The sequence below is a fragment of the Nonomuraea soli genome (assembly GCF_013761175.1).
GTDB lineage: Bacteria > Actinomycetota > Actinomycetes > Streptosporangiales > Streptosporangiaceae > Nonomuraea > Nonomuraea soli.
In genome coordinates, this window is the sequence record NZ_JACDUR010000001.1 from 1058497 (window position 1) to 1082761 (window position 24265).

Annotated in this window: 20 protein-coding genes; 17 read left to right on the top strand and 3 right to left on the bottom strand. The window is 71.5% G+C overall.

Annotation, left to right across the window (positions count from 1 at the left end):
• Positions 1–13 precede the first annotated feature (13 nt).
• From HNR30_RS05055 to HNR30_RS05065, 3 genes are all read right to left on the bottom strand, one after another.
• Positions 14–2467 (bottom strand): transglutaminase TgpA family protein, encoded by a 2454-nt coding sequence (locus HNR30_RS05055; protein ID WP_181608445.1) that lies wholly within the window; start codon positions 2465–2467, stop codon positions 14–16.
• Complete coding sequence (locus tag HNR30_RS05060; protein WP_181608446.1) at positions 2464–3720, bottom strand: DUF58 domain-containing protein; 1257 nt, start codon at positions 3718–3720, stop codon at positions 2464–2466. Before HNR30_RS05060 ends, HNR30_RS05055 begins: the two co-directional genes overlap by 4 nt.
• Before the next feature lie 84 nt (positions 3721–3804).
• Complete coding sequence (locus HNR30_RS05065; RefSeq protein WP_376771727.1) at positions 3805–4842, bottom strand: AAA family ATPase; 1038 nt, start codon at positions 4840–4842, stop codon at positions 3805–3807.
• A 416-nt stretch (positions 4843–5258) separates the two neighbouring features.
• On the opposite strand from HNR30_RS05065, the gene mraZ reads away from it, so the two are divergent.
• The 17 genes from mraZ to HNR30_RS05150 all read left to right on the top strand — a co-directional run bounded on the left by mraZ (position 5259) and on the right by HNR30_RS05150 (position 24264).
• Positions 5259–5690 carry a division/cell wall cluster transcriptional repressor MraZ gene (mraZ, locus tag HNR30_RS05070; RefSeq protein WP_181608448.1) on the top strand — a complete coding sequence of 144 codons (432 nt, stop codon included), beginning with the start codon at positions 5259–5261 and terminating at the stop codon, positions 5688–5690.
• A 234-nt stretch (positions 5691–5924) separates the two neighbouring features.
• Positions 5925–6881: a 16S rRNA (cytosine(1402)-N(4))-methyltransferase RsmH gene (gene rsmH, locus HNR30_RS05075; RefSeq protein WP_181608449.1), complete on the top strand. Its 957-nt coding sequence runs from the start codon at positions 5925–5927 to the stop codon at positions 6879–6881.
• A 37-nt stretch (positions 6882–6918) separates the two neighbouring features.
• The gene (gene ftsL / locus HNR30_RS05080; RefSeq protein WP_181608450.1) at positions 6919–7293 is read left to right on the top strand and encodes a cell division protein FtsL; all 375 of its coding nucleotides are present in this window, start codon (positions 6919–6921) and stop codon (positions 7291–7293) included.
• 821 nt (positions 7294–8114) lie between these two features.
• Positions 8115–9830: a peptidoglycan D,D-transpeptidase FtsI family protein gene (locus HNR30_RS05085; protein ID WP_446685823.1), complete on the top strand. Its 1716-nt coding sequence runs from the start codon at positions 8115–8117 to the stop codon at positions 9828–9830.
• Positions 9831–10074: 244 nt separating this feature from the next.
• Positions 10075–11586 (top strand): UDP-N-acetylmuramoyl-L-alanyl-D-glutamate--2,6-diaminopimelate ligase, encoded by a 1512-nt coding sequence (locus HNR30_RS05090; RefSeq protein ID WP_181608959.1) that lies wholly within the window; start codon positions 10075–10077, stop codon positions 11584–11586.
• The gene (locus tag HNR30_RS05095) at positions 11583–13025 is read left to right on the top strand and encodes a UDP-N-acetylmuramoyl-tripeptide--D-alanyl-D-alanine ligase (protein WP_181608451.1); all 1443 of its coding nucleotides are present in this window, start codon (positions 11583–11585) and stop codon (positions 13023–13025) included. Before HNR30_RS05090 ends, HNR30_RS05095 begins: the two co-directional genes overlap by 4 nt.
• A complete protein-coding gene (gene mraY / locus HNR30_RS05100; RefSeq protein ID WP_181608452.1) occupies positions 13022–14077 on the top strand; it encodes a phospho-N-acetylmuramoyl-pentapeptide-transferase in 1056 nt (351 codons plus the stop codon). Before HNR30_RS05095 ends, mraY begins: the two co-directional genes overlap by 4 nt.
• On the top strand, positions 14074–15435 hold the full coding sequence (gene murD, locus HNR30_RS05105) for a UDP-N-acetylmuramoyl-L-alanine--D-glutamate ligase (protein WP_181608453.1): 1362 nt from the start codon (positions 14074–14076) through the stop codon (positions 15433–15435). The genes mraY and murD overlap by 4 nt, the downstream gene beginning before the upstream one ends.
• The gene (gene ftsW / locus HNR30_RS05110) at positions 15432–16703 is read left to right on the top strand and encodes a putative lipid II flippase FtsW (protein ID WP_181608454.1); all 1272 of its coding nucleotides are present in this window, start codon (positions 15432–15434) and stop codon (positions 16701–16703) included. Before murD ends, ftsW begins: the two co-directional genes overlap by 4 nt.
• A gap of 4 nt (positions 16704–16707) precedes the next feature.
• A complete protein-coding gene (gene murG, locus HNR30_RS05115; protein WP_181608455.1) occupies positions 16708–17778 on the top strand; it encodes an undecaprenyldiphospho-muramoylpentapeptide beta-N-acetylglucosaminyltransferase in 1071 nt (356 codons plus the stop codon).
• The gene (gene murC / locus HNR30_RS05120) at positions 17775–19163 is read left to right on the top strand and encodes a UDP-N-acetylmuramate--L-alanine ligase (RefSeq protein WP_181608456.1); all 1389 of its coding nucleotides are present in this window, start codon (positions 17775–17777) and stop codon (positions 19161–19163) included. Before murG ends, murC begins: the two co-directional genes overlap by 4 nt.
• 33 nt (positions 19164–19196) lie before the next feature.
• Positions 19197–19859 (top strand): cell division protein FtsQ/DivIB, encoded by a 663-nt coding sequence (locus tag HNR30_RS05125; protein WP_181608457.1) that lies wholly within the window; start codon positions 19197–19199, stop codon positions 19857–19859.
• Positions 19860–20053: 194 nt separating this feature from the next.
• Entirely contained in the window at positions 20054–21547 is a 1494-nt protein-coding gene (ftsZ, locus tag HNR30_RS05130; RefSeq protein WP_181608458.1) for a cell division protein FtsZ, read from the top strand.
• Complete coding sequence (locus HNR30_RS05135; RefSeq protein WP_220133173.1) at positions 21522–22265, top strand: YggS family pyridoxal phosphate-dependent enzyme; 744 nt, start codon at positions 21522–21524, stop codon at positions 22263–22265. The genes ftsZ and HNR30_RS05135 overlap by 26 nt, the downstream gene beginning before the upstream one ends.
• A 130-nt stretch (positions 22266–22395) precedes the next feature.
• A complete protein-coding gene (locus HNR30_RS05140; RefSeq protein WP_181608459.1) occupies positions 22396–22890 on the top strand; it encodes a cell division protein SepF in 495 nt (164 codons plus the stop codon).
• A 62-nt stretch (positions 22891–22952) separates the two neighbouring features.
• A complete protein-coding gene (locus HNR30_RS05145) occupies positions 22953–23246 on the top strand; it encodes a YggT family protein (protein WP_181608460.1) in 294 nt (97 codons plus the stop codon).
• 103 nt (positions 23247–23349) lie between these two features.
• Positions 23350–24264, top strand: a complete 915-nt coding sequence (locus HNR30_RS05150; RefSeq protein ID WP_181608461.1) for a DivIVA domain-containing protein — start codon at positions 23350–23352, stop codon at positions 24262–24264.
• The last annotated feature ends 1 nt before the right edge of the window (position 24265 follow it).

Consider the following 24265-nt stretch of genomic DNA (forward strand, 5'->3'; position numbering starts at 1 on the left):
CCCGCCCGACCGATCACCTGTTGACCAGCTCCCGCGACGTCGTCTCCTCCTCGGAGCCGCCGCGCCGCAGCCGGATGTTCTCCAGCCGGTCGAAGCCGTCGAGCAGCTTCTCGCCCAGGCCGCGGATACGCTGCATGGTCGAGGGAGGCATCAGCGCCGCCCTCAGCCTGCGGCCGCGCGTCACCGTGTCGGCCAGCGCCCGCCGTACCGTCTTGAGATGCGGCTTGAGCGGATCGATGACGCCGGGCTCGCGGGCGAACAGCACCCGCTCGACCGCCGTGGAGATCGCCGCGATGGCCTTCGCCGCGTCGGCGTCGAACTCCAGCTGCTCGGTCAGCCGCCTGGCCAGCGCCCTGGGCGTCTCGCTGGGCTGCCTGGCCATGCCGTAGTCGCACAGCACGTCGTCGAGCTCGGCCCAGGCTGCGGCCACCGGCGGGCTGACCCGCGCGGTCTTGGCCGTCACCTCGTCCGACGGCCCCGAGATCCTCCACGACAGCGACCGCACCCGCCTGCTCCTGGTGACCAGGCGCATCGCGGCGGGGATGAGCAGGAGCAGCAGCAACGCCGCCGCGCCCAGCCCGATCTTGCCCCAGAGCGGCATGCCCTCCTCGACCATGAGGCTGCCGTTGCCCGCCAGCCGGTCCTGCTCCAGCTCGCGGATGTTGCGCAGGGCGTTGGGGTTCAGGGACGGCACCTCGCCGACCTCGGGGTTGACCGTGTTGTCGGGGCCGGTCGTGCTGGAGCTCTGCTCCGTCGGGCGCACCGTGTACCCGGGCACCCGGGCGGTGCCCTGGCCCAGCGGCGCGGAGGCCGTCGGGGTGGGCTCGAAGGCCAGCCAGCCGACGCCCTCGAAGTACAGCTCAGGCCAGGCGTGCATGTCGGCGGTCGTGACCTGGAAACCGTTCTCGACCTTGCTGCCGCCGGTGTAGCCGATGGCCACCCTGGCGGGGATGCCCACCGCGCGTGCCAGCAGCGCCATGGCGGCCGCGTACTGCTCGCAGTAGCCCGTCTTGCTGTAGATCAGGAAGTCGACCAGGGCGTTGTTGTTCTGCCCCTGCGTCTGCAGGCTGTAGGTGAAGCCGTTCGTCTTGTCGGTGAACAGCTCCTGGAGCATGGTCGCCGCTTCGTACGGGTTCTTCGCCTTGGCGGTGGTCGTGTCGGCCAGATCCCTGATCTCCTGCGGGAAGCCGGGCGGCAGCTCCAGCAGCTTCTGCTCGACCCGGTCGGCCGGGGCCGGCTGGGAGGCGGCCAGCAGCTCGGGCGTGGGCTTCGGCTCGATGCTGGAGACCTCGTACTCCATGCCCGAGGCGTCCTCCTCGGTGGTGAAGACCATCAGGCTGCTGACGTCGGCACGCCAGTCGCCGTCGGCCCGCACCTGGGAGGCGGGGTAGGGGGTCGGCAGGAACCGGAGATCCTCGACCTCCTCACTGATCTGGATCTTGGTGTTGACCTCCTGCACCGGAGTGCTGTCGCCCAGGCCGGGCGGCCGGGGGAGCGGGCCGTTCTCGGTCCTGTTCTCCGGCGCGCCCTTGGGCGGCGTCATGCGGAACTGCTCGCCGTCGAAGACGTCGAGCGAGTAGATCCGCAGGTACCTGGGCTGGTTGTCGCTGTTGGAGTAGGTCAGCACCGTGCGCTTCTCCGGAAGCTGCAGCTGACCCTTCAGACCGGCCACCGGATCGGGGATGGTGATGGAGTTGCCGCTGCCGCCCCTGCCCGAGCCGCCCACGCCGAAGGTGAACGGCTGGAACGGCTCCATCGTGGGCACCAGCGCCGGCAGCACCAGCGCCGCGCCGATCGCGGCGAACCCGATCCGCTTGCCCGACAGCCGCAGCCCGCGGGTGTCGGCGGTGTCACGCGGGCCCGAGGTGGCGTGGCGGGTCCTGCGCACCAGCACCGCGCGTCCCCAGTGGCCGATGCGCTCGCGCCCGTCGGCGATGAGCAGGCCGGTGAAGCCGAGCGCGGCGATGATGAACGACGGCCAGCCGATCGGATCGCTGAGGATCGTCGCCGGCACGGTGACCAGCGCCAGCAGCGGCAGTCCCGCCAGGGCCGCCCGGCGCAGCCGCGTGGACAGCAGGTCGACGATGATCGCGATCCCGCCCACGCCCGTGGTGGTCAGCAGCGACACACCCGTGTTGGAGGGCACCGGCGCGGCGTACCGCTGGATGTCGGCCCAGCCCGCGGCGTACAGCTTGCCCAGGTGCGGGATGGAGTCGGTGGTCGGGAAGAGCAGCGCCCAGGCCTTGGTGCCGCTGAAGACGGCCGTGATGTAGAGCAGCATCGCCAGCACGCCGACGAACGGCGCCGCCCAGGCGGGCAGGGCGAGCTTGCCCGACAGCACGCTCGCGCCGAACACCACCACCACGGCTCCGAGCGAGCCCCAGAACCAGCCGCCGCCCGACAGCAGCGGGTAGAGCACGATCGCCACGGCGAACGTGGCCACGGCCGACGCCAGCGAGAGCCTCATGCCGCACCTCCCGTGAGCGTGAAACGGTTCTTGTTGGCCGCGTCAGGCCAGACGGCGGCGATGGAGGCGCCCGCGGGCAGCCTGACGATGCGCCAGCCGAACCCCGCCATCAGGTTCGTCACCGTCTGGTAGTTCTCCGCCGAGCCGTACGAGCGCACGTCCCACGACTCCACGTCCATCAGGACGGCCACGCCCGTGACGCCGCCGTGGCGCAGCTTGGCCAGGTCTCTGGCCTCCTCGGGGTCCAGCGAGCCCAGCACCGCCACGATCAGACCGTCGCCGCCGTCCTGCCGCAGGGCGGAGATGCCCATGTCGAGTGAGCGGTTGGGGCTGCCCTTGACCACGGCCAGGGTGTCGAGCAGCGAGTGGGACACGCCGCTGTCGGTCAGGTGCTCGGCGCCCTGGTCGGTGACCAGCCGCAGGCCCAGGCCCTCGTGCGCCAGGTGCACGCCGATCGAGGCCGCCGCAGAGACCGCCACCTCGAAGGAGGAGCGCGGGCCCTCGCCGCGGTGGGCGTAGCGGCGGGTGTCGAGCAGGAGCGCGCCGCGGCTCTGCCACTGCTGCTCCTCGCGGCGCACCATCAGCTCGCCGTGCCGCGCGGTCGAGCGCCAGTGCACCCGCCGCAGGTCGTCGCCCTGCCGGTACTCGCGAGGCGCCACGTCGTCGTCGCCGGCCGCCGCCACCGACCGGGTACGGCTGTCGCCGCCGCCCGTCCACTCTCCCGACAGCCGCACGTGAGGCAGGGAGAGCACCTGGGGCGTGACCGTGAGCGTGTCGGTGATGGTGAAGGCACGCGTCAGCTCGACCAGGCCGAAGGGGTCGGTGATCCGTACGGCCAGCGGGCCGATGGAGAAGCGGCCCCGCAGGTCCGAGCGGACCCGGTAGTCGATCTCGCGGATGCCGCGCGCCTCCACCCGGTCGAGCACGAACCGGGGACGCACGCCCAGCGCGTAAGGGACGGTGTCCTCGATCAGCAACAGCCCGGTGGGCAGCCGGGTGACGTTCTCCAGGCGCAGCGTCACCGTGGTCTCGCCGCCCGCCTCCACGCGTGCGGGCGACAACCGCCGCGCGCACGACAGGCGGTACCTGGTGCGCGCCACCACCATCGCCGCCAGCAGCGGCAGGGAGGCGATCAGCACGCCGATCCGCAGCAGATCGTGCTCGCCCAGCAGCACCGCCATGAGCAGGGCTGCCACCCCCGCCGCGAGGAAGGAGCGGCCGCGTGAGGTGAGAGCGCTGAGTCCGGCTCTCATGGCCCGGCCCTCCTCGTCAGGGTCATCGCCGCGCCGGCTCTCATGGCCCGGCCCTTCTCGTCACTGTCCTCGCCGTACCGGCTCTCATCGGCCTCGGGTCTCCGGGACCGGCACGCGCCGGATCAGCTCGGAGACGACCTGGTCGGGGGTACGGCGCTGGCCGTGCGCCTCGACGCTGGGCAGCAGCCGGTGGGCCAGCACGGGCACCGCCAGCTCCTGAAGGTCGTCGGGGATGACGTAGTCGCGGTTGGACAGCGCCGCGTGGGCGCGCGCCGCCCTGATCAGCTGCAGCGTCGAGCGCGGCGAGGCGCCCAGGCGCAGGTCGGGGGAGTGGCGGGTGGCCACGACCAGATCGATGGCGTACTTCTTGACCGCCTGGGAGACGTAGACGCCGCGCACCGCCTCGATCAGCGCCTTCACCTCCTCCGTGGTGGCGACCGGCTGCAGCTTGTCGATCGGCGAGGTGCCGCCGTGCACGTCGAGCATCTCCAGCTCGGCGGCGGGCTCGGGGTAGCCCATGGCCACGCGCGCCGTGAAGCGGTCGCGCTGCGCCTCGGGAAGGGGGTAGGTGCCCTCCATCTCAATGGGGTTCTGCGTGGCGATGACCATGAACGGGGTCTCGAGCTCGTAGGTCACGCCGTCGACGGTGACCTGGTGCTCCTCCATGCACTCCAGCAGCGCCGACTGGGTCTTGGGCGAGGCCCGGTTGATCTCGTCGCCGACCACGATGTTGGCGAAGATCGGGCCCGGCTTGAACTCGAACTCCCTGGTCTGCTGGTTGTAGGCGCTGACCCCGGTGATGTCGCTGGGCAGCAGGTCGGGAGTGAACTGCACGCGCCGCACCGACGAGTCGATGGAGCGCGCCAAGGCCTTGGCCAGCATCGTCTTGCCCACACCCGGCACGTCCTCGATGAGGAGGTGGCCCTCGGCGAGCATGACGGTCACAGTGAGGCGGACGGCGTCGCTCTTGCCCTCGATCACCGATTCGATCGCCTGCCGAATCCGGTGAGCCGTGGACACCAGCTCATCGAGCTGAGGCGGGACGTCATGGGTTACTGCCACCAGGCCTCCATGAGAGATGTGAAGGCTTTCCCGCGCGGGGGTGCTATTTGCGGGAGCCATACCATTCCTTTTTCATTGTGTGTACCGACCCTACGACGCGGCGGGTTCGCAAGCGACTTTTGCCGAACATTCGGACAGAACACTCAGTGTCGGGGTGATGGGTTCGGTTCTTGTCGCGTGGACGTGCCAATCCCGTGACGTGGCGTTCCACTTTCCTCCACCGCGTTCGGGATCGCCGCCGCAGAAGGGCTTCCCGCCGTCCTTCCGGCGCTCGGCGACACGCCCAGCACCCTGTCGGGCCCCTCCGTGCCCTCCACTTCGCTCCACCGCTTTGACCTGCGGAAACGTTGTGTCAAGTGGCGCTGAGCTGGATTGGAATCAGTTGACGGTGGAGAGAAGTGGAGTATGGTGGTGCGCAGTGGAGGGCCGGTGCGCCAGCGCACTGACACTTCACAAGGCGTGGGAGGTGGGAGGCGATGTTCCTCGGCACCCACCAACCGCGCCTTGACGACAAGGGACGGCTGTTCCTGCCGGCTAAGTACCGCGAGGAGCTGGCGGAGGGTCTTGTGATCACCAAGGGCCAGGAGCGATGCCTCTACGTCTTTCCCGTAGAGGAGTTCCAGCGCATTACCGAGGCTCTCCGCACTGCGCCCGTCACGGCCAAGGCGGTACGCGACTATAGCCGCGTCCTGTTCGCCAGCGCATCCGACGAGACACCCGACAAGCAGGGACGCATCACGATCCCGCAGAGCCTGCGCCAGTACGCGGGGCTGGAACGTGACTGCGTGGTCATCGGAGCCAACACCCGGCTCGAGATCTGGGACTCGGCGGCCTGGGACACCTACCTCAACGAGCAGGAACAGGCGTTCGCTGATCTGTCCGAGGAGGTGCTGCCAGGGATTCTCTAGCAGATGAGGCCGCCTGAGGCGGCCGGCCGTCGGTGATGTCGTTCGGCGAGGTCTCCAGCCGCAACCGTGCGCCTTCCAGCTGATGCACCTTCCCCGGTGTCAGGTGGGTCGGCGCTAGCAGAGGATGCGGATGGGGACCTGGCCGGACGGCACCGGGTCGGCGAAAGTACACAAGGTGGGGGTTCCGGGCTGTTCGCCGACGAATGTGGTCAGCCGCGAGAGGGGGGTTCGACGATGAGCGAGAGCGTGCACGTTCCCGTGCAGCTGGAGCGCGTGCTGGAGCTGCTGGCTCCCGCGCTCGAGGCGCCCGGCGCCGTCGTCGTCGACGCCAACCTGGGCCTGGGAGGCCACTCCGAGGCGCTGCTCGCCGCACACCCCGGTCTCCACCTGATCGGCATCGACCGCGACCCTTTCGCGATCGAGCACTCCACACGCAGGCTCGCGCCGTACGCGGACCGGGTCACGCTCGTGCACGCGGCCTCCGACGACCTGCCGGCCGTGCTGGCCGACGCGGGCCGTAAGACGATCAACGGCGTCCTGTTCGACCTGGGCGTCTCCTCGCCGCAGCTCGACGAGGCGGGGCGCGGGTTCGCCTATTCCTACGACGCCCCGCTCGACATGCGCATGGACTCCACTCAGGAGCTCACCGCCGAGGTGGTCGTCAATACCTACTCCGCTCCCGAGCTTGTCCGCATCCTTCGCGATTACGGGGAGGAACGGTTCGCACAGCGTGTCGCGGGCCTAATCGTGCAAGAAAGGGCCAAGGAGGCCATAACGTCGACTTTGCGGCTGGCGGAGATCGTTCGTGCGGCGATTCCCGCGGCCACTCGACGTACCGGGGGCAACCCCGCCAAAAGGACTTTCCAAGCGTTGCGCATCGAGGTCAACGCGGAGCTGAGCGCTCTAGAAGCGGCGCTCCCCGCCTCCCTCGACGCGCTGGCGCTCGGTGGGAGGGTCGTCGTGCTCTCCTACCACTCCCTCGAGGACCGGCTGGCCAAGCAGGCCCTCGCGGCGCGAACCAAGGACACCAGCCCGCCCGGGCTCCCGGTGCCGCTTCCGGCGCACCAGCCTCGGTTCCGCCTCCTGACGAGGGGAGCAGAGCTCCCCACGGACGAAGAGGTGGCCCGCAACCCGCGGGCGGCCTCGGCCCGGATGCGGGCGGCAGAGAGGATCCGACTTGACGAGGACTGAGCAGGAGATCAGACCCCAGCGGGGCCGCGGTAGCACCATGCCCAGGAGCCGCGCGGCGCGGCCCGCGAGCGGTGCGGTTCCCCGGCCGCGCGTCGCAGCGCAGCCGCGCCGCGTGCCCTCGCAGGCGCGCCGCCCCGGCAACCCCCGCAAGCAGCGCACGCCGTTCGTGCTGCTCGTCGTCGGACTCATGCTCGGCGGGCTGGTCAGCCTGCTCCTTCTCAACACCGTCCTGGCCCGCGACTCCATCACCGCCACGCAGCTGCAGGAGGAGATCGCCACCGCCAAGCTGCAGAAGGCCTCGCTGGAGCGCGAGGTCTACCAGGCGCAGCTGCCGGAAGAGGTGGCCAAGCGCGCCGAGGGCCAGGGCATGACGCCCGACGACGGCATCAACTGGCTGGGTAACGGTCGGTGAGAGACTCCGGCGGCCGGGGCCAGGGCCCCGGCCGCAGCTCAGGCGGCGCCGGCTCTCCGGGAGGGTCAGGCGCCGTTCGACGTGGCCCGGGCGGCCCGGGCCGGTCTGGGCGCCCCGGCGCGTCCGGGGGAGCAGCCCGCTCCGAGGGGGCGGGCCGCCCGGGTCCCGAGGAACCGCCGCGCCGCCGGCCCACGCCGTCGGACCCGATCGACCTGCCGCGCTTCGAGCCGCCCCGCAGCCGCGACCGCCGCAACCCGGCCGACCGCCGCCCCGCCGACGAGACCGACTCCGCCCGCCGCGGCCGCCCCGACGACACCGACCCCGTACGGCGCAGCCGACCGGGTCGTGAGGACGACGTGGACGGGGTTCGACGCGGCAGGTCGGGCCGTGAGGATGACGCGGACGGGGTTCGACGCAGCAGGCCGGGTCGTGAGGACGACATGGACGGGGTCCGGCGAGGCAGGCCGGGCCGTGACGACGACGCCGCCGACGGTGCGCGCCGGGGCCGGTTCGACGACGAGACCGACGAGTTCCCGCCATCGCGGGGCGGCCGCAGCCGATCCACCGACGACGGCCGCAGCCGCTCTACCGACGACGGGCGCAACCGCTCCGCCGACGGCCGGGGCCGTACGGGCGAGTCCCGGCAGGCGCGTGAGTCGGCCAGGCGCGGACCGGCCGGGCGAAGCGGCGAGAGCAACGCGCCCGGCCTGGGCGTGCCGCGCCCCCGTGGCGCCACCCCGCAGCGCGAGGGTGTGAGGCGACCGGGCCCGCCCGGACGCAAGCCGCCGCCCCCGAGGCCTCCGCAGCCGCCGCGCCCGCCGATGGTCGTGCGCCTGGGCAACCCGCGCAGGCGCATCAAGATCGGCGTCATCGCCATGGCCTTCATCCTGTCGATCTTCGCGGGCCGCCTGATCCAGATGCAGGGCCTCGACTCCAAGGTCTACGAGGCCGCCGGCGCCGCCAACCGCGTGCGCACCGAGGACATCCCCGCCAAGCGCGGCACGATCGCCGACGTCAACGGCAACCCGCTGGCACTGACCGTGGAGGCGCGCGAGATCTCCCTCGACCCCTCCAAGATCGTCCCGGCCAAGCGGCCCGACGTGGCGCGCAAGCTCGCCGCGGCCCTCGGCGTGCCCGAGGCCGACATCCTGGCCAAGCTGGCCAAGACCAGCACGCGTTACCAGCGCATCGCCAAGGACGTCGAGCCGCTGGTGGCCGACGCGGTGCTCAAGCTCGACCTGCCGACCGTCTCGGCCAAGAAGCACTACAAGCGCATGTACCCCGCCAAGGACCTGGCCGGAAGCGTCATCGGCTTCGTCGGCGCCGACGGCGCGGGCCTGTCGGGCCTGGAGGCGGCGAAGAACACCCTGCTCGCCGGCCAGGACGGCACCCAGCGCGTGGAGATCGGCCGCGACGGCCAGCGCATCCCGATGACCAGCAGCCAGCGCAAGCCCTCGGTCGACGGCCGCGACATCCGCCTGACCATCGACCGCGACATCCAGTGGGCCGCGCAGAAGGCCATCGCCGAGCAGGTCGCCGCCACCAAGGCCGACAGCGGCACGGTCATCGTGATGTCGGTCAAGGACGCCCACGTGCTGGCCATGGCCAACGCGCCCGAGGTCGACCTGAGCAACTGGGGCAGGGCGCCGAGCTCGCTCTTCGTCAACCGCGCCGCCGCGGAGGTCTTCGAGCCGGGCAGCACCAACAAGGTCATCACGGCCGCGGCGGCGCTGGAGAGCGGCGTCCTGCGGCCCGACACGACCCTGACGGTCGCCGACAAGATCAAGTGCTTCGACAAGGTGCTGCGCGACTCCCACCCGCACCCCACCGAGAAGATGACCTTCCAGAAGGCGATGTCGCAGTCCAGCAACACCGCCGTCGTCCAGGCCGCCCGCAGGATCGGCAACGAGCGCCTGCACGCCATGCTGAAGGCCTTCGGCTTCGGCAGCAGGCCGGGCGGCGGCATCCCGGGCGAGGAGGCGGGCATCCTGCCCGACCACCAGAAGTGGTCGGGCAGCCAGAGCTGCACGATCGCCTACGGCCAGGGCGTGTCGGTCACGGCGCTGCAGATGGCCAGCGTCTACCAGACCATCGCCAACGGCGGCGTGCGCATCGAGCCTCAGCTGATCGCCGGGCAGACCGACGAGTCGGGCGTGTTCGTCCCGGCCGTTCCCGGCCGGCAGACCAGGGTGGTCAGCGACGCGACGGCCAAACAGCTCACCGGCATGCTCGAAGGCGCCGTCGGGGCCGACGGCACCGGCCAGGCCGCGGCCATCCCGGGCTATCGGGTGGCGGGCAAGACCGGCACCGCCAACCGCTACGACGCCGCCATCGGCGACTACAAGGGCTACACCGCCTCGTTCGTCGGCTTCAGCCCGGCCGACGCTCCGCAGCTGGTGGTCCTGTCGGTGCTGCAGAACCCCACGGTGGGCCACTTCGGCGGGCAGATCGCCGCGCCGGTCTTCAAGGACGTCATGACCTTCGCGATCAAGAGCAAGAAGATTCCACCCTCCGGCGCGACACGCGCCGCAGGATGAGCGGGGAAGGTACGCTCTCGCCGTGCTCTCCCCGTCCAACACCGACCGCGCCGGGTCCGCCAGAGACGCCAAGGCCGCCAGAGCGGCGGCCGAGGCGGGCTCGGGCGTGCCCGCTCACCACGCCGACGACGTCGTGTCCGGTCCCACCTCCGCGCCCGCCGGCGACCGGCCCATGGGCCCCGCCTCCGCGTCCGTCGGCGACCGGCCCATGGGCCCTGCCTCCGCGTCCGTCGCCGACCGGCCCATGCGCCCCGCCGACAGCCCGCCGCGCCCGCTGAGCGGGCTGGCGACCATGCTCGACGCCGACACCTCCCGCTCGCCGCACGCCGCCATCACCGGGGTCTCCATCGACTCGCGCAAGGTACGGCGCGGCGACCTCTACGTGGCGCTGCCCGGCAACGTGGCGCACGGCGCCGCCTTCTCCGCCGAGGCGATGTCCCACGGCGCCGCCGCCATCCTGACCGACCCGGCCGGCCACGACGACGCCGCCCGCACCGGCCTGCCCGTCCTGATCGTGCCCGACCCGCGCGGCGTGCTCGGCCAGATCGCCTCGTGGGTGTACGGCCAGCCGGCCCACGAGATCGCCGTCATCGGCGTCACCGGCACCAGCGGCAAGAGCACCTCCACCTTCATGCTGGAGGCGGGACTGCGCGCGGCCGGTCACACCACGGGCCTGATCGGCGGGGTCGAGATCCACGCGGGCGACCTGGAGTTCGCGCCCCGCCTGACCACGCCCGAGGCCTCCGAGCTGCACGGCCTGTTCGCCCTCATGCGCGAGCGCGGGGTCAGCGCGGCCACGATGGAGGTCTCCAGCCACGCGCTCGCGCTCGGCAGGGTCGACGGCCTGTTCTACGACGTGGCCCTGTTCACCAACCTGTCGCAGGACCACCTCGACTTCCACAAGGACCTCGACGACTACTTCCTGACCAAGGCCAGGCTCTTCCAGCCGGAGTTCAGCCGCGTCGGGGTGACCAACCTCGACGACGCCCACGGCCGCGAGCTGCTGCGGGTCGCCAAGGTGCCGATGACCACGTTCTCGCCGTCGGGCTCGGACGAGGCCGACTGGCGGGCCGTCGACGTCCGGCTCGGCGCCGACGGCAGCACCTTCCGCGTGCTCGGCCCCGGCGGCATCGAGGCCGACGTCGAGGTGGCACTGCCCGGCCCGTTCAACGTCGCCAACGCGCTGGGCGCGATCGTGGCCCTGGTCGAGGCCGGGGTGTCGCTGCAGGCGGCTGTCACCGGCGTCGGCGGCATGCGGGGGGTGCCCGGCCGCATGGAGCGCGTCACCGAGCCCGGCCACCCGTTCCAGGCGATCGTCGACTACTCCCACAAGCCGGGCGCGGTCGAGTCGGTGCTGGGCGCGCTGCGCGAGGTCACCACCGCCCGCCTGACCGTGGTGCTCGGCTGCGGGGGAGACCGCGACAGCGGCAAGCGCCCGCTGATGGGCGAGGCCGCCGCCCGCCTGGCCGATGTGGCGATTTTCACCAGCGACAACCCCCGCTCGGAGGACCCGCTGGCCATCCTTGTTGCCATGATGGACGGAGCACTGCGCGTGCCGAGCGCCGAGCGAGCCCACGTGATCGTGGAGCCGGACCGGCGCGCGGCCATCGGCCTGGCGATCGCCGGAGCCCGGCAGGGCGACGTCGTCGTCGTGGCGGGCAAGGGGCACGAACAGGGCCAGTACATCGCCGGCGAGGTGATCCCGTTCGACGACCGCGAGGTCGTCGCCGAAGCACTCAGGAAGGTAGTTCCATGATCCCGATGCCGCTGGCGCGGATCGCCGAGATCACCTCCGGCGCTCTGTCGGGGACAGCGGACCCCCGGGCCGTCGTGCGCGGCCCGGTCGTCACCGACTCCCGTGCCGTCGAGCCGGGATCGTTGTTCGTGGCCATCCGCGGCGAGCGGGTCGACGGCCACGACTTCGCGGCCGAGGCCGTGCGCTCCGGCGCGGTGGCCGTCCTGGCCGCCCGGCCCGTCGAGGCTCCCTCGATCATCGTGCCCGATCCCGTGACCGCGCTGGCCGACCTGGCCTCGGTGGTCGCCTCCTCGCTGCCCGCCGCCACCGTCGTCGGGGTGACCGGGTCGGCGGGCAAGACCACCACCAAGGACCTCATCGGCCGGCTGACCGAGCTCGCGGGCCCGACCATCGCGCCGGTCGGCAGCTACAACAACGAGATCGGCCACCCGCTCACGGTGCTGCGCGCCGACGCCGACACCCGCTACCTGGTGCTGGAGCTGAGCGCCCGCAACACCGGGCACATCGCCTTCCTGGCCCGCATCGCCCCGCCGTCCATCGGCGTGGTGCTCAACGTCGGCACCGCCCACCTGGGCGTCTTCGGCGGCAAGGAGGCCATCGCCAAGGCCAAGGGCGAGCTCGTCGAGGCACTGCCGTCGGGCGGCGTAGCGGTGCTGAACCACGACGACCCGCTCGTGCGCGAGATGGCCTCGCGCACCTCCGCCCGGGTCACCTGGTTCGGCGAGTCGCCCGACGCCCACGTGCGCGCCGTCGACATCGTGCTCGACCCCTCGGGCCGCGCCGCCTTCACCCTGGTGACGCCCTCCGGCTCGGCGCCCGTCTCGCTGAGCCTGTACGGCAGGCACTCGGTCTCCAACGTGCTCGCCGCCGCCGCGGTCGGATGGGAGCTCGGGCTGCCCGTGGCGACCATCGCCCGCGAGCTGTCGGCCGCCGAGCCGCGCAGCAGGTGGCGCATGGAGGTCACCGAGCGGCCCGACGGTGTCACGGTCGTCAACGACGCCTACAACGCCAACCCCGACTCGATGCGCGCGGCCTTCTCCGCCCTGGAGTCGCTCGGGCGCGGACGGCGCCGCTTCGCGGTCATCGCCGCGCTGCGCGAGCTGGGCGACGACAGCCCCGCGCTGAACGAGGAGCTCGGCCGCCTGGCCGGGGGCAGCGGCCTGACCGGCCTGGTGGTGGCCGGGCCCGACGCCGAGCCGGTCCTCCAGGGCGCCCTGTCGGCGGCCGCGTCGACGACGGCGCAGGCTCCCACTCTCGCGCCCGCCGCGCTCCCCGACTACGCCCCCAGGGTCGAGGTCGTCCACGTCCCCGACGCCCAGGCCGCCGCCACCCAGCTGACCGCCTGGCTCAAGCCCGGCGACGTGGTCCTGGTGAAGGGCCCCAGGGCGATGGGACTCGAACGCACGGCCGCGCTCCTGCTCGGGGGTGCCGGCCAGTGACCAACATCATCATCGCCGGAGCCGTCGGCCTCATCCTGTCGATGCTCGGCACCCCCCTGGCGATCCGGCTGCTGAGCCGGAAGAACTACGGCCAGCAGGTCCGTGAAGACGGCGTCCAGGCCCACCTGGGCAAGAAGGGCACGCCCACCATGGGCGGCATCGTCTTCGTGCTGGCGGCGCTGCTGGCCTACGGCGCCTCCCACCTGGCGATGTGGGACCCGCCGACCGTCAGCGGCGGCCTGGTGCTCTTCCTGATGACCGGCCTGGGCCTGGTCGGCTTCCTCGACGACTTCATCAAGATCTACAAGCAGCGCAGCCTGGGCCTGCGCAGCGGCGCCAAGGCCCTGGGTCAGCTGATCGTGGGCGCGGTCTTCGCCGTCCTGGTGACCAACTTCCCCGACCCCTACGGCATCACCCCCGCCGAGACCCGCCTGTCGTTCCTGCGCGACTTCGGCCCCTCGATCGGCCTCATCGGTTTCACCATCTGGGTCCTGATCATGATCGTCGGCTTCTCCAACGCGGTGAACCTGACCGACGGCCTCGACGGCCTGGCCTCCGGCGCGACCGCCACCGTGCTGGCCGCCTACGTGCTGATCGGCAACTGGCAGCTGCGCAACAACTGCATCGACCAGCTCGGCCCCAACTGCTACATGGTGCGCGACCCGCTCGACCTGGCGGTGGTGGCCGCCTCGGTGCTGGGCGCGCTCATCGGCTTCCTGTGGTGGAACGCCCCGCCCGCCAAGATCTTCATGGGCGACACCGGCTCGCTGGCCCTGGGCGGCGTGGTGGCCGGTCTGGCCATCTGCACCCGCACCCAGCTGCTGCTCATCATCCTCGCCGGCCTCTGCGTCATGATCACGATGTCGGTGATCATCCAGGTGGGCTTCTTCAAGATGACGGGCAAACGGGTCTTCCGCATGGCGCCGCTCCAGCACCACTTCGAGCTCAAGGGCTGGGCCGAGACCACCATCGTGGTCCGGTTCTGGCTCATCGCCGCCCTGTGGGCCGCCGTCGGCATGGGCCTGTTCTACGTGGAGTGGATGCCCAAATGACCGTGACGTGCGTGGCCGGGCTCGGAGTCTCAGGCACGGCCGCCGCCCGCGCGCTGGCCGAGCGCGGCGAGCGCGTCGTGGTGGTGGAGGCACTCGACACCGACGCGCAGCGACTGGCCGCCGAGGCGCTCGAACGGCTCGGCGTCCAGGTGCGCCTGGGCAGCCAGGAGCTTCCCGTCGAGGCCTCCAGGCTGGTCACCACCGGCTGGGCGCCCCACCACCCGCTGATCGCCGCCGCCCTGGAGCGCGGGGTCGAGGTCGTGGGCGAGGTCGAGCTGGCCTGGCGGCTGCGTGAGGGCCAGGCCGCGCCGTGGCTGGCGCTGACCGGCACCAACGGCAAGACGACCGCCGTGCGCATGCTCACCTCGATGCTGCTGGCGGCCGGCCGCAAGGCGGCCGCGGTGGGCAACGTCGGCGTGCCCGTGGTGGAGGCCGTCGGCGAGCCGTACGACGTGCTGGCCGTGGAGCTGTCGAGCTTCCAGCTCCACTACAGCGACAGCCTGGCCCCGCACGCCGCGGCGATACTCAACCTCGCGCCCGACCACCTCGACTGGCACGGGTCGATGGAGGAGTACGCCAGGGCCAAGCAGCGCATCTTCGACCGCGCCGGAGTCGTGATCTACAACGCCGACGACCCGCGGGTCGCGGCGCTGGCCGAGCCGTACCCCTCCAAGGTGGGCTTCACCCTGCAGGTGCCGCGGCCCGGCGAGGTCGGCCTGGTGGAGGAGCTGCTGGTCGACCGGGCGTTCGTCGACGACCCGCGCGAGGCGGTGGAGCTGGCCACGCTGGCCGACGTCAGGCCGTTCGCACCGCACAACGTGGCCAACGCCCTGGCCGCCGCGGCCCTGGCCCGCTCGCTCGGCGTGCCCGCCGAGGCCGTACGCCAGGGGCTGCTCGACTTCCGCCCCGACCCGCACCGCCTGGCCCACGTGGAACGTGTGGGCGAGGTCGACTACGTCGACGACTCCAAGGCCACCAACCCGCACGCCGCGGCGGCGGCCCTGAGCTCCTACCGCACGATCGTGTGGGTGGCGGGCGGCCAGCTCAAGGGAGCCGACGTCGACGAGCTCGTACGGCAGGCGGCCCCGCGGCTGCGCGGCGCCGTGCTGATCGGGGTCGACCGGGCCAGGATCGCCGAGGCGCTGGCGCGACACGCGCCGAATGTCCCTGTGGTCGACATCGCCGAGCGCGACACTGGGGTGATGGACCGTGTCGTCGCCGAAGCCGCCCGGCTCGCCTCCCCTGGGGACACCGTGCTGCTGGCTCCCGCGGGAGCCTCCCTTGACATGTTCGCCAACTACCCCGCGCGGGGGGAGGCCTTCGCGCGTGCCGTACGGGCGCTGAAGGCCGGCGCGTGACCACCACCAGCGGCGCCGGCGAGCGCGCGCGGCGCGCGCAGGAGGAGGGCCCGGTCAGCTGGGGCCGCGAGCAGTTCGGCGTGCTGCGCGACCTGCTCGACCGGCCGCTGACCAGCTACTACCTGATCATCGGCTGCAGCTCGCTGCTGCTGGCGCTGGGCCTGATGATGGTCCTGTCGGCCTCCAGCATCGAGGCGCTGCAGCTGACCGGCAGCCCGTTCTCGTGGTTCATCAAGCAGTCGTTCTCGGCCGCGCTCGGCCTGCTGCTGATGTGGCTGTGCTCGCGGCTGCCGCACAAGTTCTTCAAGTGGGCGGGCTACCCGCTCATGGCGCTGTCGATCCTGGCCCTGGTCATGGTGCTGTTCATCGGCTCGTCCGAGTTGGGCGCGCAGCGCTGGATCTACATCGGCTCGCTGACCATCCAGCCGTCGGAGCCGGCCAAGCTGGGCCTGGCGCTCTGGGGCGCCGACATCCTCGCGCGGCGGGCCAGGATGGGGCGCATCGAATGGCGCCAGCTGCTGCTGCCGCTCCTGCCCGGCGTGGCGCTGCTGGCCGTGCTGGTCATGCTCGGGCGCGACCTGGGCACCACCCTGGTGCTGATGATGATCTTCCTGGCGCTGCTGTGGGTGGTGGGCGCCCCGATCAAGCTCTTCGGCGGCATCCTGTCGGTGGTGGTCTTCGCCGCGCTGGTCATGATCTGGGTGGAGCCGTACCGCCTCGACCGCATCACCTCGTTCCTGGCGCCGTGGGACGACCCGCAGGGCGACGGCTACCAGGCCGTCCAGGGCCAGATCGCGATGGGCTCCGGCGGCTGGTTCGGCCTGGGCCTGGGCGCCAGCCGCCAGAAGTGGAACTGGCTGCCCCACGGCGAGAGCGACTTCATCTTCTCGATCCTGGGCGAGGAGCTCGGCCTCATGGGCACCCTGGCCGTGGTCGCGCTCTTCGGCCTGCTGGGCTACGCGGGCCTTCGCGTGGCCTCGCGCACCACCGATCCGTTCATCCGGCTGTCGTCCGCCGCGGTGGTGGCGTGGATAGCGGGACAAGCCATCGTGAACATGGGCGCCGTCATCGGTATCCTGCCCATCACCGGCATCCCGTTGCCTTTGGTGTCCTATGGTGGTTCCGCCCTGTTGCCCACCCTCGCCGCGCTTGGCATGTTGTTGTCGTTCGCCAAACGCGAGCCGGGGGCGCGCGAGGCGCTGGCCGCTCGTGGCCCTGGGCCGCTGGTCCGGGCTCTAAGCTGGCTGGGACTTCAACGAAGGGGCTGACCACATGAGGGTGGTGCTCGCGGGCGGCGGTACGGCCGGCCATATCGAGCCCGCGCTCGCCCTCGCCGAGGCCATGCGCAGGCTCGACCCGTCGACCTCGATCACATGCCTGGGCACCGAGCGAGGCCTGGAGACCAGGCTGGTTCCCGCACGCGGCTACGACCTGCAGCTCATCCCCGCGGTGCCGCTGCCGCGCACGCTGACCCCGGCGTTGCTCAGCATGCCGGGCCGCCTGTCGGGCGCGATCAACGCCGCCGCCGCGGTGCTCGACAAGGTGCGGGCCGACGCCCTGGTCGGGTTCGGCGGCTACGTGGCCGCCCCCGCCTACCTCGCCGCCAAGCGGCGCGGCATCCCGATCATCGTGCACGAGGCCAACCCCCGGCCGGGGCTGGCCAACCGGCTGGGAGCACGCTACGCCGCACACATCTTCAGCGGCCACCCCGAGTGCTCCCTGCCCAAGGCCGACTACATCGGCACTCCGCTGCGCGGCCAGATCGCCTCTTTGGAGCGTTTCTCCATGGGCGACAAAGCCCGCTCCTGGTTCGGCCTGCAGACCGACCGGCCGACTCTGCTGGTCTTCGGCGGCTCCCAGGGCGCCCGCTCGCTCAACCACGCCGCGCTGGCCGCCGCGCCCACGCTGCGCAGGGCGGGCGTGCAGGTGCTCCACATGCTCGGCCCCAAGAACACCCTCGACGAGGAGCCGCCGCCCGGCGATCCGCAGTACGTCGTGCTGCCCTACGTCGACCGCATGGAGCTGGCCTACGCCGCCGCCGACCTGGCCCTGTGCCGCGCCGGGGCGCTGACCTGCGCCGAGCTGACCGCGGTGGGCCTGCCCGCCGCCTACGTGCCGCTGCCGATCGGCAACGGCGAGCAGCGCATCAACGCGGCGACGATCGAGCGGGGCGGCGGGGGCCTCATGATCGACGATTCCGACCTGACACCTGATTGGATCATCCAGAACGTGCTGCCCATCCTTCGTGACCCCAACAGGGTCGCCGCCATGTCGGAGGCCGCCTCGGCCCTGGGACGCAAGGACGCCGACGTCGTCCTGGCCAGGAAGGTGCTCTCTCTATGAGTCTGGTGAAACTGGTCGACCCCGTCGCGGCCGAGGAGCTCGGGCGGGTGCACTTCATCGGCATCGGCGGCGCCGGCATGTCCGGCATCGCCCGCATCCTGCTCAAGCGGGGCGTGAAGGTCTCCGGCAGCGACGCGCGCGGCTCCGACATGGTCGCCGAGCTGCGTGAGCTCGGCGCGGTCGTGCACATCGGCCACGCCGCCTCCCACATCAGGGACATCGACACCGTCGTGGTCTCCACCGCCATCCGCGACTCCAACCCCGAGCTGGGCGAGGCGCTCAAGCAGGGGCTGCGGGTCATCCCGCGCGCCGCCGCGCTCGCCTCGGTGATGGCCGGGCGCACCGGCGTGGCGGTCGCGGGCACGCACGGCAAGACCACCACGACCTCGATGCTCACCGTGGCGCTGCAGAAGTGCGGCGCCGACCCGTCCTACTGCGTGGGCGGCCAGCTGGTCACCACCGGCCTGGGCGCCGACGAGGGCAGCGGCGGGGTCTTCGTGGCCGAGGCCGACGAGAGCGACGGCTCCTTCCTCATGCTCGCCCCGGAGATCGCCGTGGTGACCAACGTGGAGCCCGACCACCTCGACAACTACGGCGACGAGCGCGCCTACCGCGCGAGCTTCGACCGCTTCGCCCAGCGGGTCGGCGGCGTCCTGGTGCTGTGCGCCGACGACCCCGGCGCGATGGCGCTGGCCTCGCGCACCTCCGCGCGCGTGGTGACGTACGGCGTCGCGCAGGGCGCCGACTACCAGGTGGCCGACGTGCGCCCCGACGGCTTCGGCGTGGTCTTCACGGTCACGGGCCGGGGCGAGGTCCGCCTGGCCGTACCCGGCGCCCACAACGCGCTCAACGCCACCGCGGTCATCGCCGTGGCCGAGGCCCTGGGCCGGCCCTTCGACGACGTCAAGGCGGGTCTGGCGGCCTTCACCGGCGCCAAGCGCCGCATGGAGGCCAAGGGCGAGGCGGGCGGCGTGGCCGTCTTCGACAGCTATGCCCACCACCCGACCGAGCTCGCCACCGACCTGCGGGCCGCGCGCGACGTGGTCGCCTCCTACTCCGGCGACGGGCGCGTCATCGCGATCTTCCAGCCGCACCTGTACTCCCGTACCCGCTTCTTCGCCGACGAGTTCGGCACCGCGCTCGGCCTGGCCGACGAGGCGGTCGTGCTCGACGTGTACGGCGCGCGCGAAGATCCCGAGCCCGGCGTGTCCGGCGCCATGGTCGCCTCGCGCATCCCGCACGAGCGCGTCACCTACGTGCCCGACAAGACGGCGGTGCCGCGTGTCGTGGCCGATCTGGCCCGGCCGGGTGACATCGTGCTGACCATGGGCGCGGGCGACGTCACGGAGCTGGGCCCGCTGATCGTGCGGGAACTGGGCGCCTGACCGGGTGGCCCGCCGCGGGGAGGGGGTCGCCGGGTGAGAGCGCGCACGCTGTTGATCGTGTTGCTGACCGCCTGCGTGGTGGGCAGCGCGGCATGGCTGGTCTTCGGCTCGCCGGTGCTCGGCGTGCGTTCGGTGGCGATCGTGGGAAATCTCACAGTCGCCACCGACGAGATCAGGCGCCGCGCCGCCGTGCCCGAGCTGCAGCCGCTGGCCACGGTCGACCTGGCGGGGGTGGAGGGCAGGGTCATGGAGATCCGCAAGCTCGCCGCCGTCGAGGTGAGCCGGTCCTGGCCCAGCACGCTGACGATCGAGGTGGTCGAGCGGGAGCCGGTCGCGGTCGTGCCGGTCAACGGCAAGGCCGCGCTGATCGACCGCGAGGGCGTGGTGACGGAGATCAGAGACGTCGCCCCGCCGCGGCTGCCGGTGCTCAAGCTCGACCGGCCGGGCCCGGCGGACCCGGCGACACGCGCCGCGCTGCTGGTGGTCAACTCGCTTCCGCCGGATCTGGCGCGGCAGGTCGACCAGATCAGGGCGACCTCCGCCGACGGCGTCTCGCTCCTGCTCGCCGACGGGCGTCAGGTGGTCTGGGGCGCCCCCGACCAGGCAGAGGCCAAGATCCGGGTGCTCGGCACGCTCCTGGCCAAGAAGGCCAGGATCTACGACGTGAGCTCGCCGGACGTCGTCACCGTGAAATAGGACAGGCGGACCGTGCGCGACACGCCGAGGCGCTTGCGGCGGGGTTAGTTGACCCGCCCGGAGGGGGCCCCTACTGTCCGTATCGACCCTCAGGTTGACATAAATCTGAATCTCAACTTGAGGTTGAGAGTTTGACCCGCGGAAATCATTCCGCACCCGAAATGGCAAGTCAACGAGCGGAAAGGCCCCTCGTCGTGGCAGCACCGCAGAACTACCTCGCGGTCATCAAGGTCGTCGGCATTGGCGGCGGCGGAGTGAACGCCGTTAACCGGATGATCGAGGAGGGACTCAAGGGCGTCGAGTTCATCGCCATCAATACCGACGCCCAGGCGCTGCTGATGAGTGACGCCGATGTCAAGCTGGACGTGGGTCGCGAACTGACCCGCGGCCTGGGCGCCGGGGCCAACCCGGAAGTGGGCCGCAAGGCGGCCGAAGACCATCGTGAGGAGATCGAGGAGGTCCTCAAGGGGGCCGACATGGTCTTCGTCACGGCGGGCGAGGGTGGCGGCACCGGCACGGGCGGCGCGCCCGTCGTGGCCAACATCGCGCGCTCGCTGGGCGCGCTGACGATCGGTGTGGTCACCAGGCCCTTCAGCTTCGAGGGCCGTCGCAGGGCCATGCAGGCCGAGGCCGGCATAGAGACGCTGCGCGACGAAGTCGACACCTTGATCGTGATCCCGAACGACCGGTTGCTGTCGATCTCCGACCGGCAGGTCAGCGTCCTCGACGCCTTCAAGGCCGCCGACCAGGTGCTGCTCTCCGGTGTCCAGGGCATCACCGACCTGATCACCACGCCCGGCCTGATCAACCTCGACTTCGCCGACGTCAAGTCGGTCATGTCGGGCGCGGGGTCGGCGCTGATGGGAATAGGGCATGCGCGCGGTGACGACCGTTCCGTGGCAGCCGCCGAGATGGCCGTCTCCAGCCCGCTGCTGGAAGCCTCCATCGACGGTGCCCACGGCGTCCTGCTGTCGATCGCGGGCGGCTCCGACCTGGGCCTGTTCGAGATCAACGAGGCGGCGCAGCTGGTCTCCAACGCGGCCGCGCCCGACGCCAACATCATCTTCGGCACGGTCATCGACGACGCCCTGGGCGACGAGGTGCGCGTCACCGTCATCGCCGCCGGCTTCGACGAGGTCAAGCCGCTGCCGAAGGAGGCGCCCAAGCCGCAGGCCCGTCCTGCCGCCGCCGCGCCGGTGCGCCCGACCGTGAAGGCCGAGCCGCCGCGACCGGAGCCGACGCGCCCCGAGCCGGTGCGCTCGGAGCGTCCCGACTACCGCAGCGAGCCGGCCCGCACCGAGTACCAGCCGCGCGCCGACTACCCGACGCAGCGGCCCGAGTCGCGTGCCGACTACCAGGCTTCGCGTCCCGAGCCCGCTCCCGCTCGCCAGGAGTACCAGGCGCCGCGTCCCGAGCCGGTTCGCCCCGAGCCGGTGCGCCCGGTCGAGAGCGTGACCCCGGCTCCCGCGCCCCAGCCCGCTCCGCAGTCGGCTCCCCAGGCGTCCGCCCCGGCCGCCGAGCCCGCCGCCGAGACGCCCGCCGCTCCGGTCTCCATCCCGAAGCCGGCGCCCGAGCCCGCCAACGCGCCCACGCCCATCACCTCGCGGCTGAACGAGCCGGGCAAGCGGCGGCCGGTGGTGTTCGAGGAGCAGGAAGAAGAGCTTGACGTCCCCGACTTCCTCAAGTGATCTGAGCCGCCGCGACGAGATCGCCGCCAACCTGGCGGCGGTTGAGGAGCGGATCGAGCAGGCCTGCCGAGAGGCGGGCCGCGCCCGTTCCGAGATCACCCTGATCGCGGTGACGAAGACCCGTCCCGCCGCCGATGTCCGGATCCTGTCCGAGCTCGGGGTGCGCGACGTGGGGGAGAACCGCGACCAGGAGGCGGCCGGCAAGGCGAGCGAATGCGCCGAGCTGCCGCTGACCTGGCATTTCATCGGTCAGTTGCAGACCAACAAGGTGCGCTCGGTCGCCGGATACGCCGACGTGGTGCACTCGGTCGACCGCCCGCGCCTGGTCTCCGCGCTCGGCCGCGAAGCGGTGCGGGCGGGCAGACGGATCGGCTGCCTGATCCAGGTGGACCTCGACCCCTCCGAGGGACCGGCCGACGGCCCGGGGGAGCGCGGTGGCGTACGGCCGGACGGCGTGCTCGATCTGGCGGCGCTCGTCGCGGAGGCCGAAGGGCTGAGGCTCGACGGCATCATGGCCGTGGCCCCGCTGGAGGCGGATCCCGGCCCGGCCTTCGCCCGGCTCGCCGAGGTGGCGGAAGCCGTCCGGAAGGTACATCCCTCGGCCACCACGGTCTCGGCCGGAATGAGCGGGGATTTGTCCCAGGCTGTGGCACATGGTGCGACACACGTGCGGGTTGGTACGGCGTTGCTCGGCCGTCGCAAGCCCTTCGTCAGGTAATGTCCCTTCACGCGGGCCGGGTGGCCCGCACAAGCGGTGGGCTCCAAGGGGGGTAAGGCTGGGGAGTGGTCCCGAGCGGACCAGGCCCCTAACACCGCCTCTGGACCGACAGCAGGAGGACGACGGAACGATGGCCGGCGCGATGCGCAAGATGGCGGTCTACCTCGGTCTCGTCGAAGACGACCGCTACGAGAGGTACGAGACCTACGAATACGGCTATGAGGACGAGCCGTCCCGAACCGGCGAGGATCGGGCGGTGGTCACGCAGGAGCCGGAGGAGGACTCCCAGGCTGGGGTCCCCGCTCCCAGGCCCGCCACGACCGTCCTGGAGCGTCGTACGACCGATCTGGCGCGCATCACGACCCTCCACCCGCGCACCTACAACGAGGCACGGACCATCGGTGAGCACTTCCGCGAGGGCACCCCGGTCATCATGAACCTGACCGAAATGGTCGACTCCGACGCAAAGCGGCTGGTTGATTTCGCAGCAGGTCTGGTCTTTGGCCTACATGGCACGATTGAACGTGTTACCAACAAGGTGTTCCTGTTGTCCCCTGCCAATGTCGAGGTGACCGCCGAGGACAAGGCCCGAATCGCGGAACGCGGATTCTTCAACCAGAGTTAGAGTCTCTGTATGTCATCACCCTCGACCCGAGGGCAGTTCGATGGAGGAGGCGCGGCCGACCCGTGGCGATCGTGAGTCAGATCTTGGTCGTAGTCCTTTCCCTCTATCTGGTGCTGCTCATCGGACGGATGATCTTCGAGACCGTGCAGGCGTTCGCCCGTTCGTGGCGGCCTTCGGGGGTCGTTCTGGTCCTCGCAGAAGCCACATACACCGCGACTGACCCGCCTCTCAAGTTCCTCCGCCGTTTCATTCCTCCCCTCAGGTTGGGTACGGTGGCCTTTGACCTAAGCTTCACAGTGCTGTTCATCGTGGTCCTGATATTGATCCAACTCGTTGGGTCACTGGGCAGGCTGTGACGTCCCGGTCAAGATCCGACTCGTGTCCGCGCTGAAGTGATTCGCACGGCCTGTCCCGCTGGGAAGGGACAGACCTTCAAAGCGCGCCAAGGAGACCAAAAAGATGCCGCTGACGCCCGCTGATGTGCGGAACAAGCAGTTCAGTACGACCCGGCTGCGGCCGGGCTACGACGAGGAAGAGGTGGATGCCTTTCTCGACGAAGTCGAGGCTGAGCTTGACCGCCTGATCCAGGAGAACGAGGAGCTTCGCGCCAAGCTGGCCGAGTGCCTGCGTGGGAAGGTGCCAGGGGGCATGCAGATGCCCATGGCCTCCGCCCCGGTGCAGCACGCGCCTGAGCAGCAGCCGATGATGGCGCCGCCGATGCCGATGCAGCAGCCGGAGCCGCCGAAGCCGGAGCCGATGCATGCGCCGCAGCCGCAGCAGCAGCAGCAGCCCGTCCCCGTCGGCATGGGCATGCCGCCCGCCGAAGACAACATGGACACCGCGGCCCGCGTTCTCGCGCTGGCTCAGCAGACCGCCGACCAGGCGATCGCCGACGCCCGCCGTGAGGCCGACGAGACCGTCACCCGCGCCCGCCGCGAGGCCGACGACATCCTGACCAAGGCGCGCCGCCAGGCCGAGCAGGTCATCGGCGACGCCCGCGCCCGTGCCGAGACGCTCGAGCGCGACGCCCAGGAACGTCACCGCCAGGCCATGGGCTCCCTCGTCCAGACCCGCGACGAGCTCGAGCGCAAGGTCGAGGAGCTGCGCAGCTTCGAGCGCGAATACCGCAGCCGTCTCAAGCTCTACCTCGAGAACCAGCTGCAGGAGCTCAGCGCCGGCGGCGAGGTCGGCGGCAGCGGCGGCTTCGGAGCGATCTCCGGCGGCCCGTCCGGTGGTGCCCCCGCGATGGCCCACGCCATCCCTCAGGGTGGCGCCCAGCCCCTGCCCGGCGGTCAGGCTCCGTTCGGCGGTGAGGCCCCGCAGCACCAGGGCGGCTTCCCCGGCGCCGACGGCCCGCACAACGACCGCAGGTAAC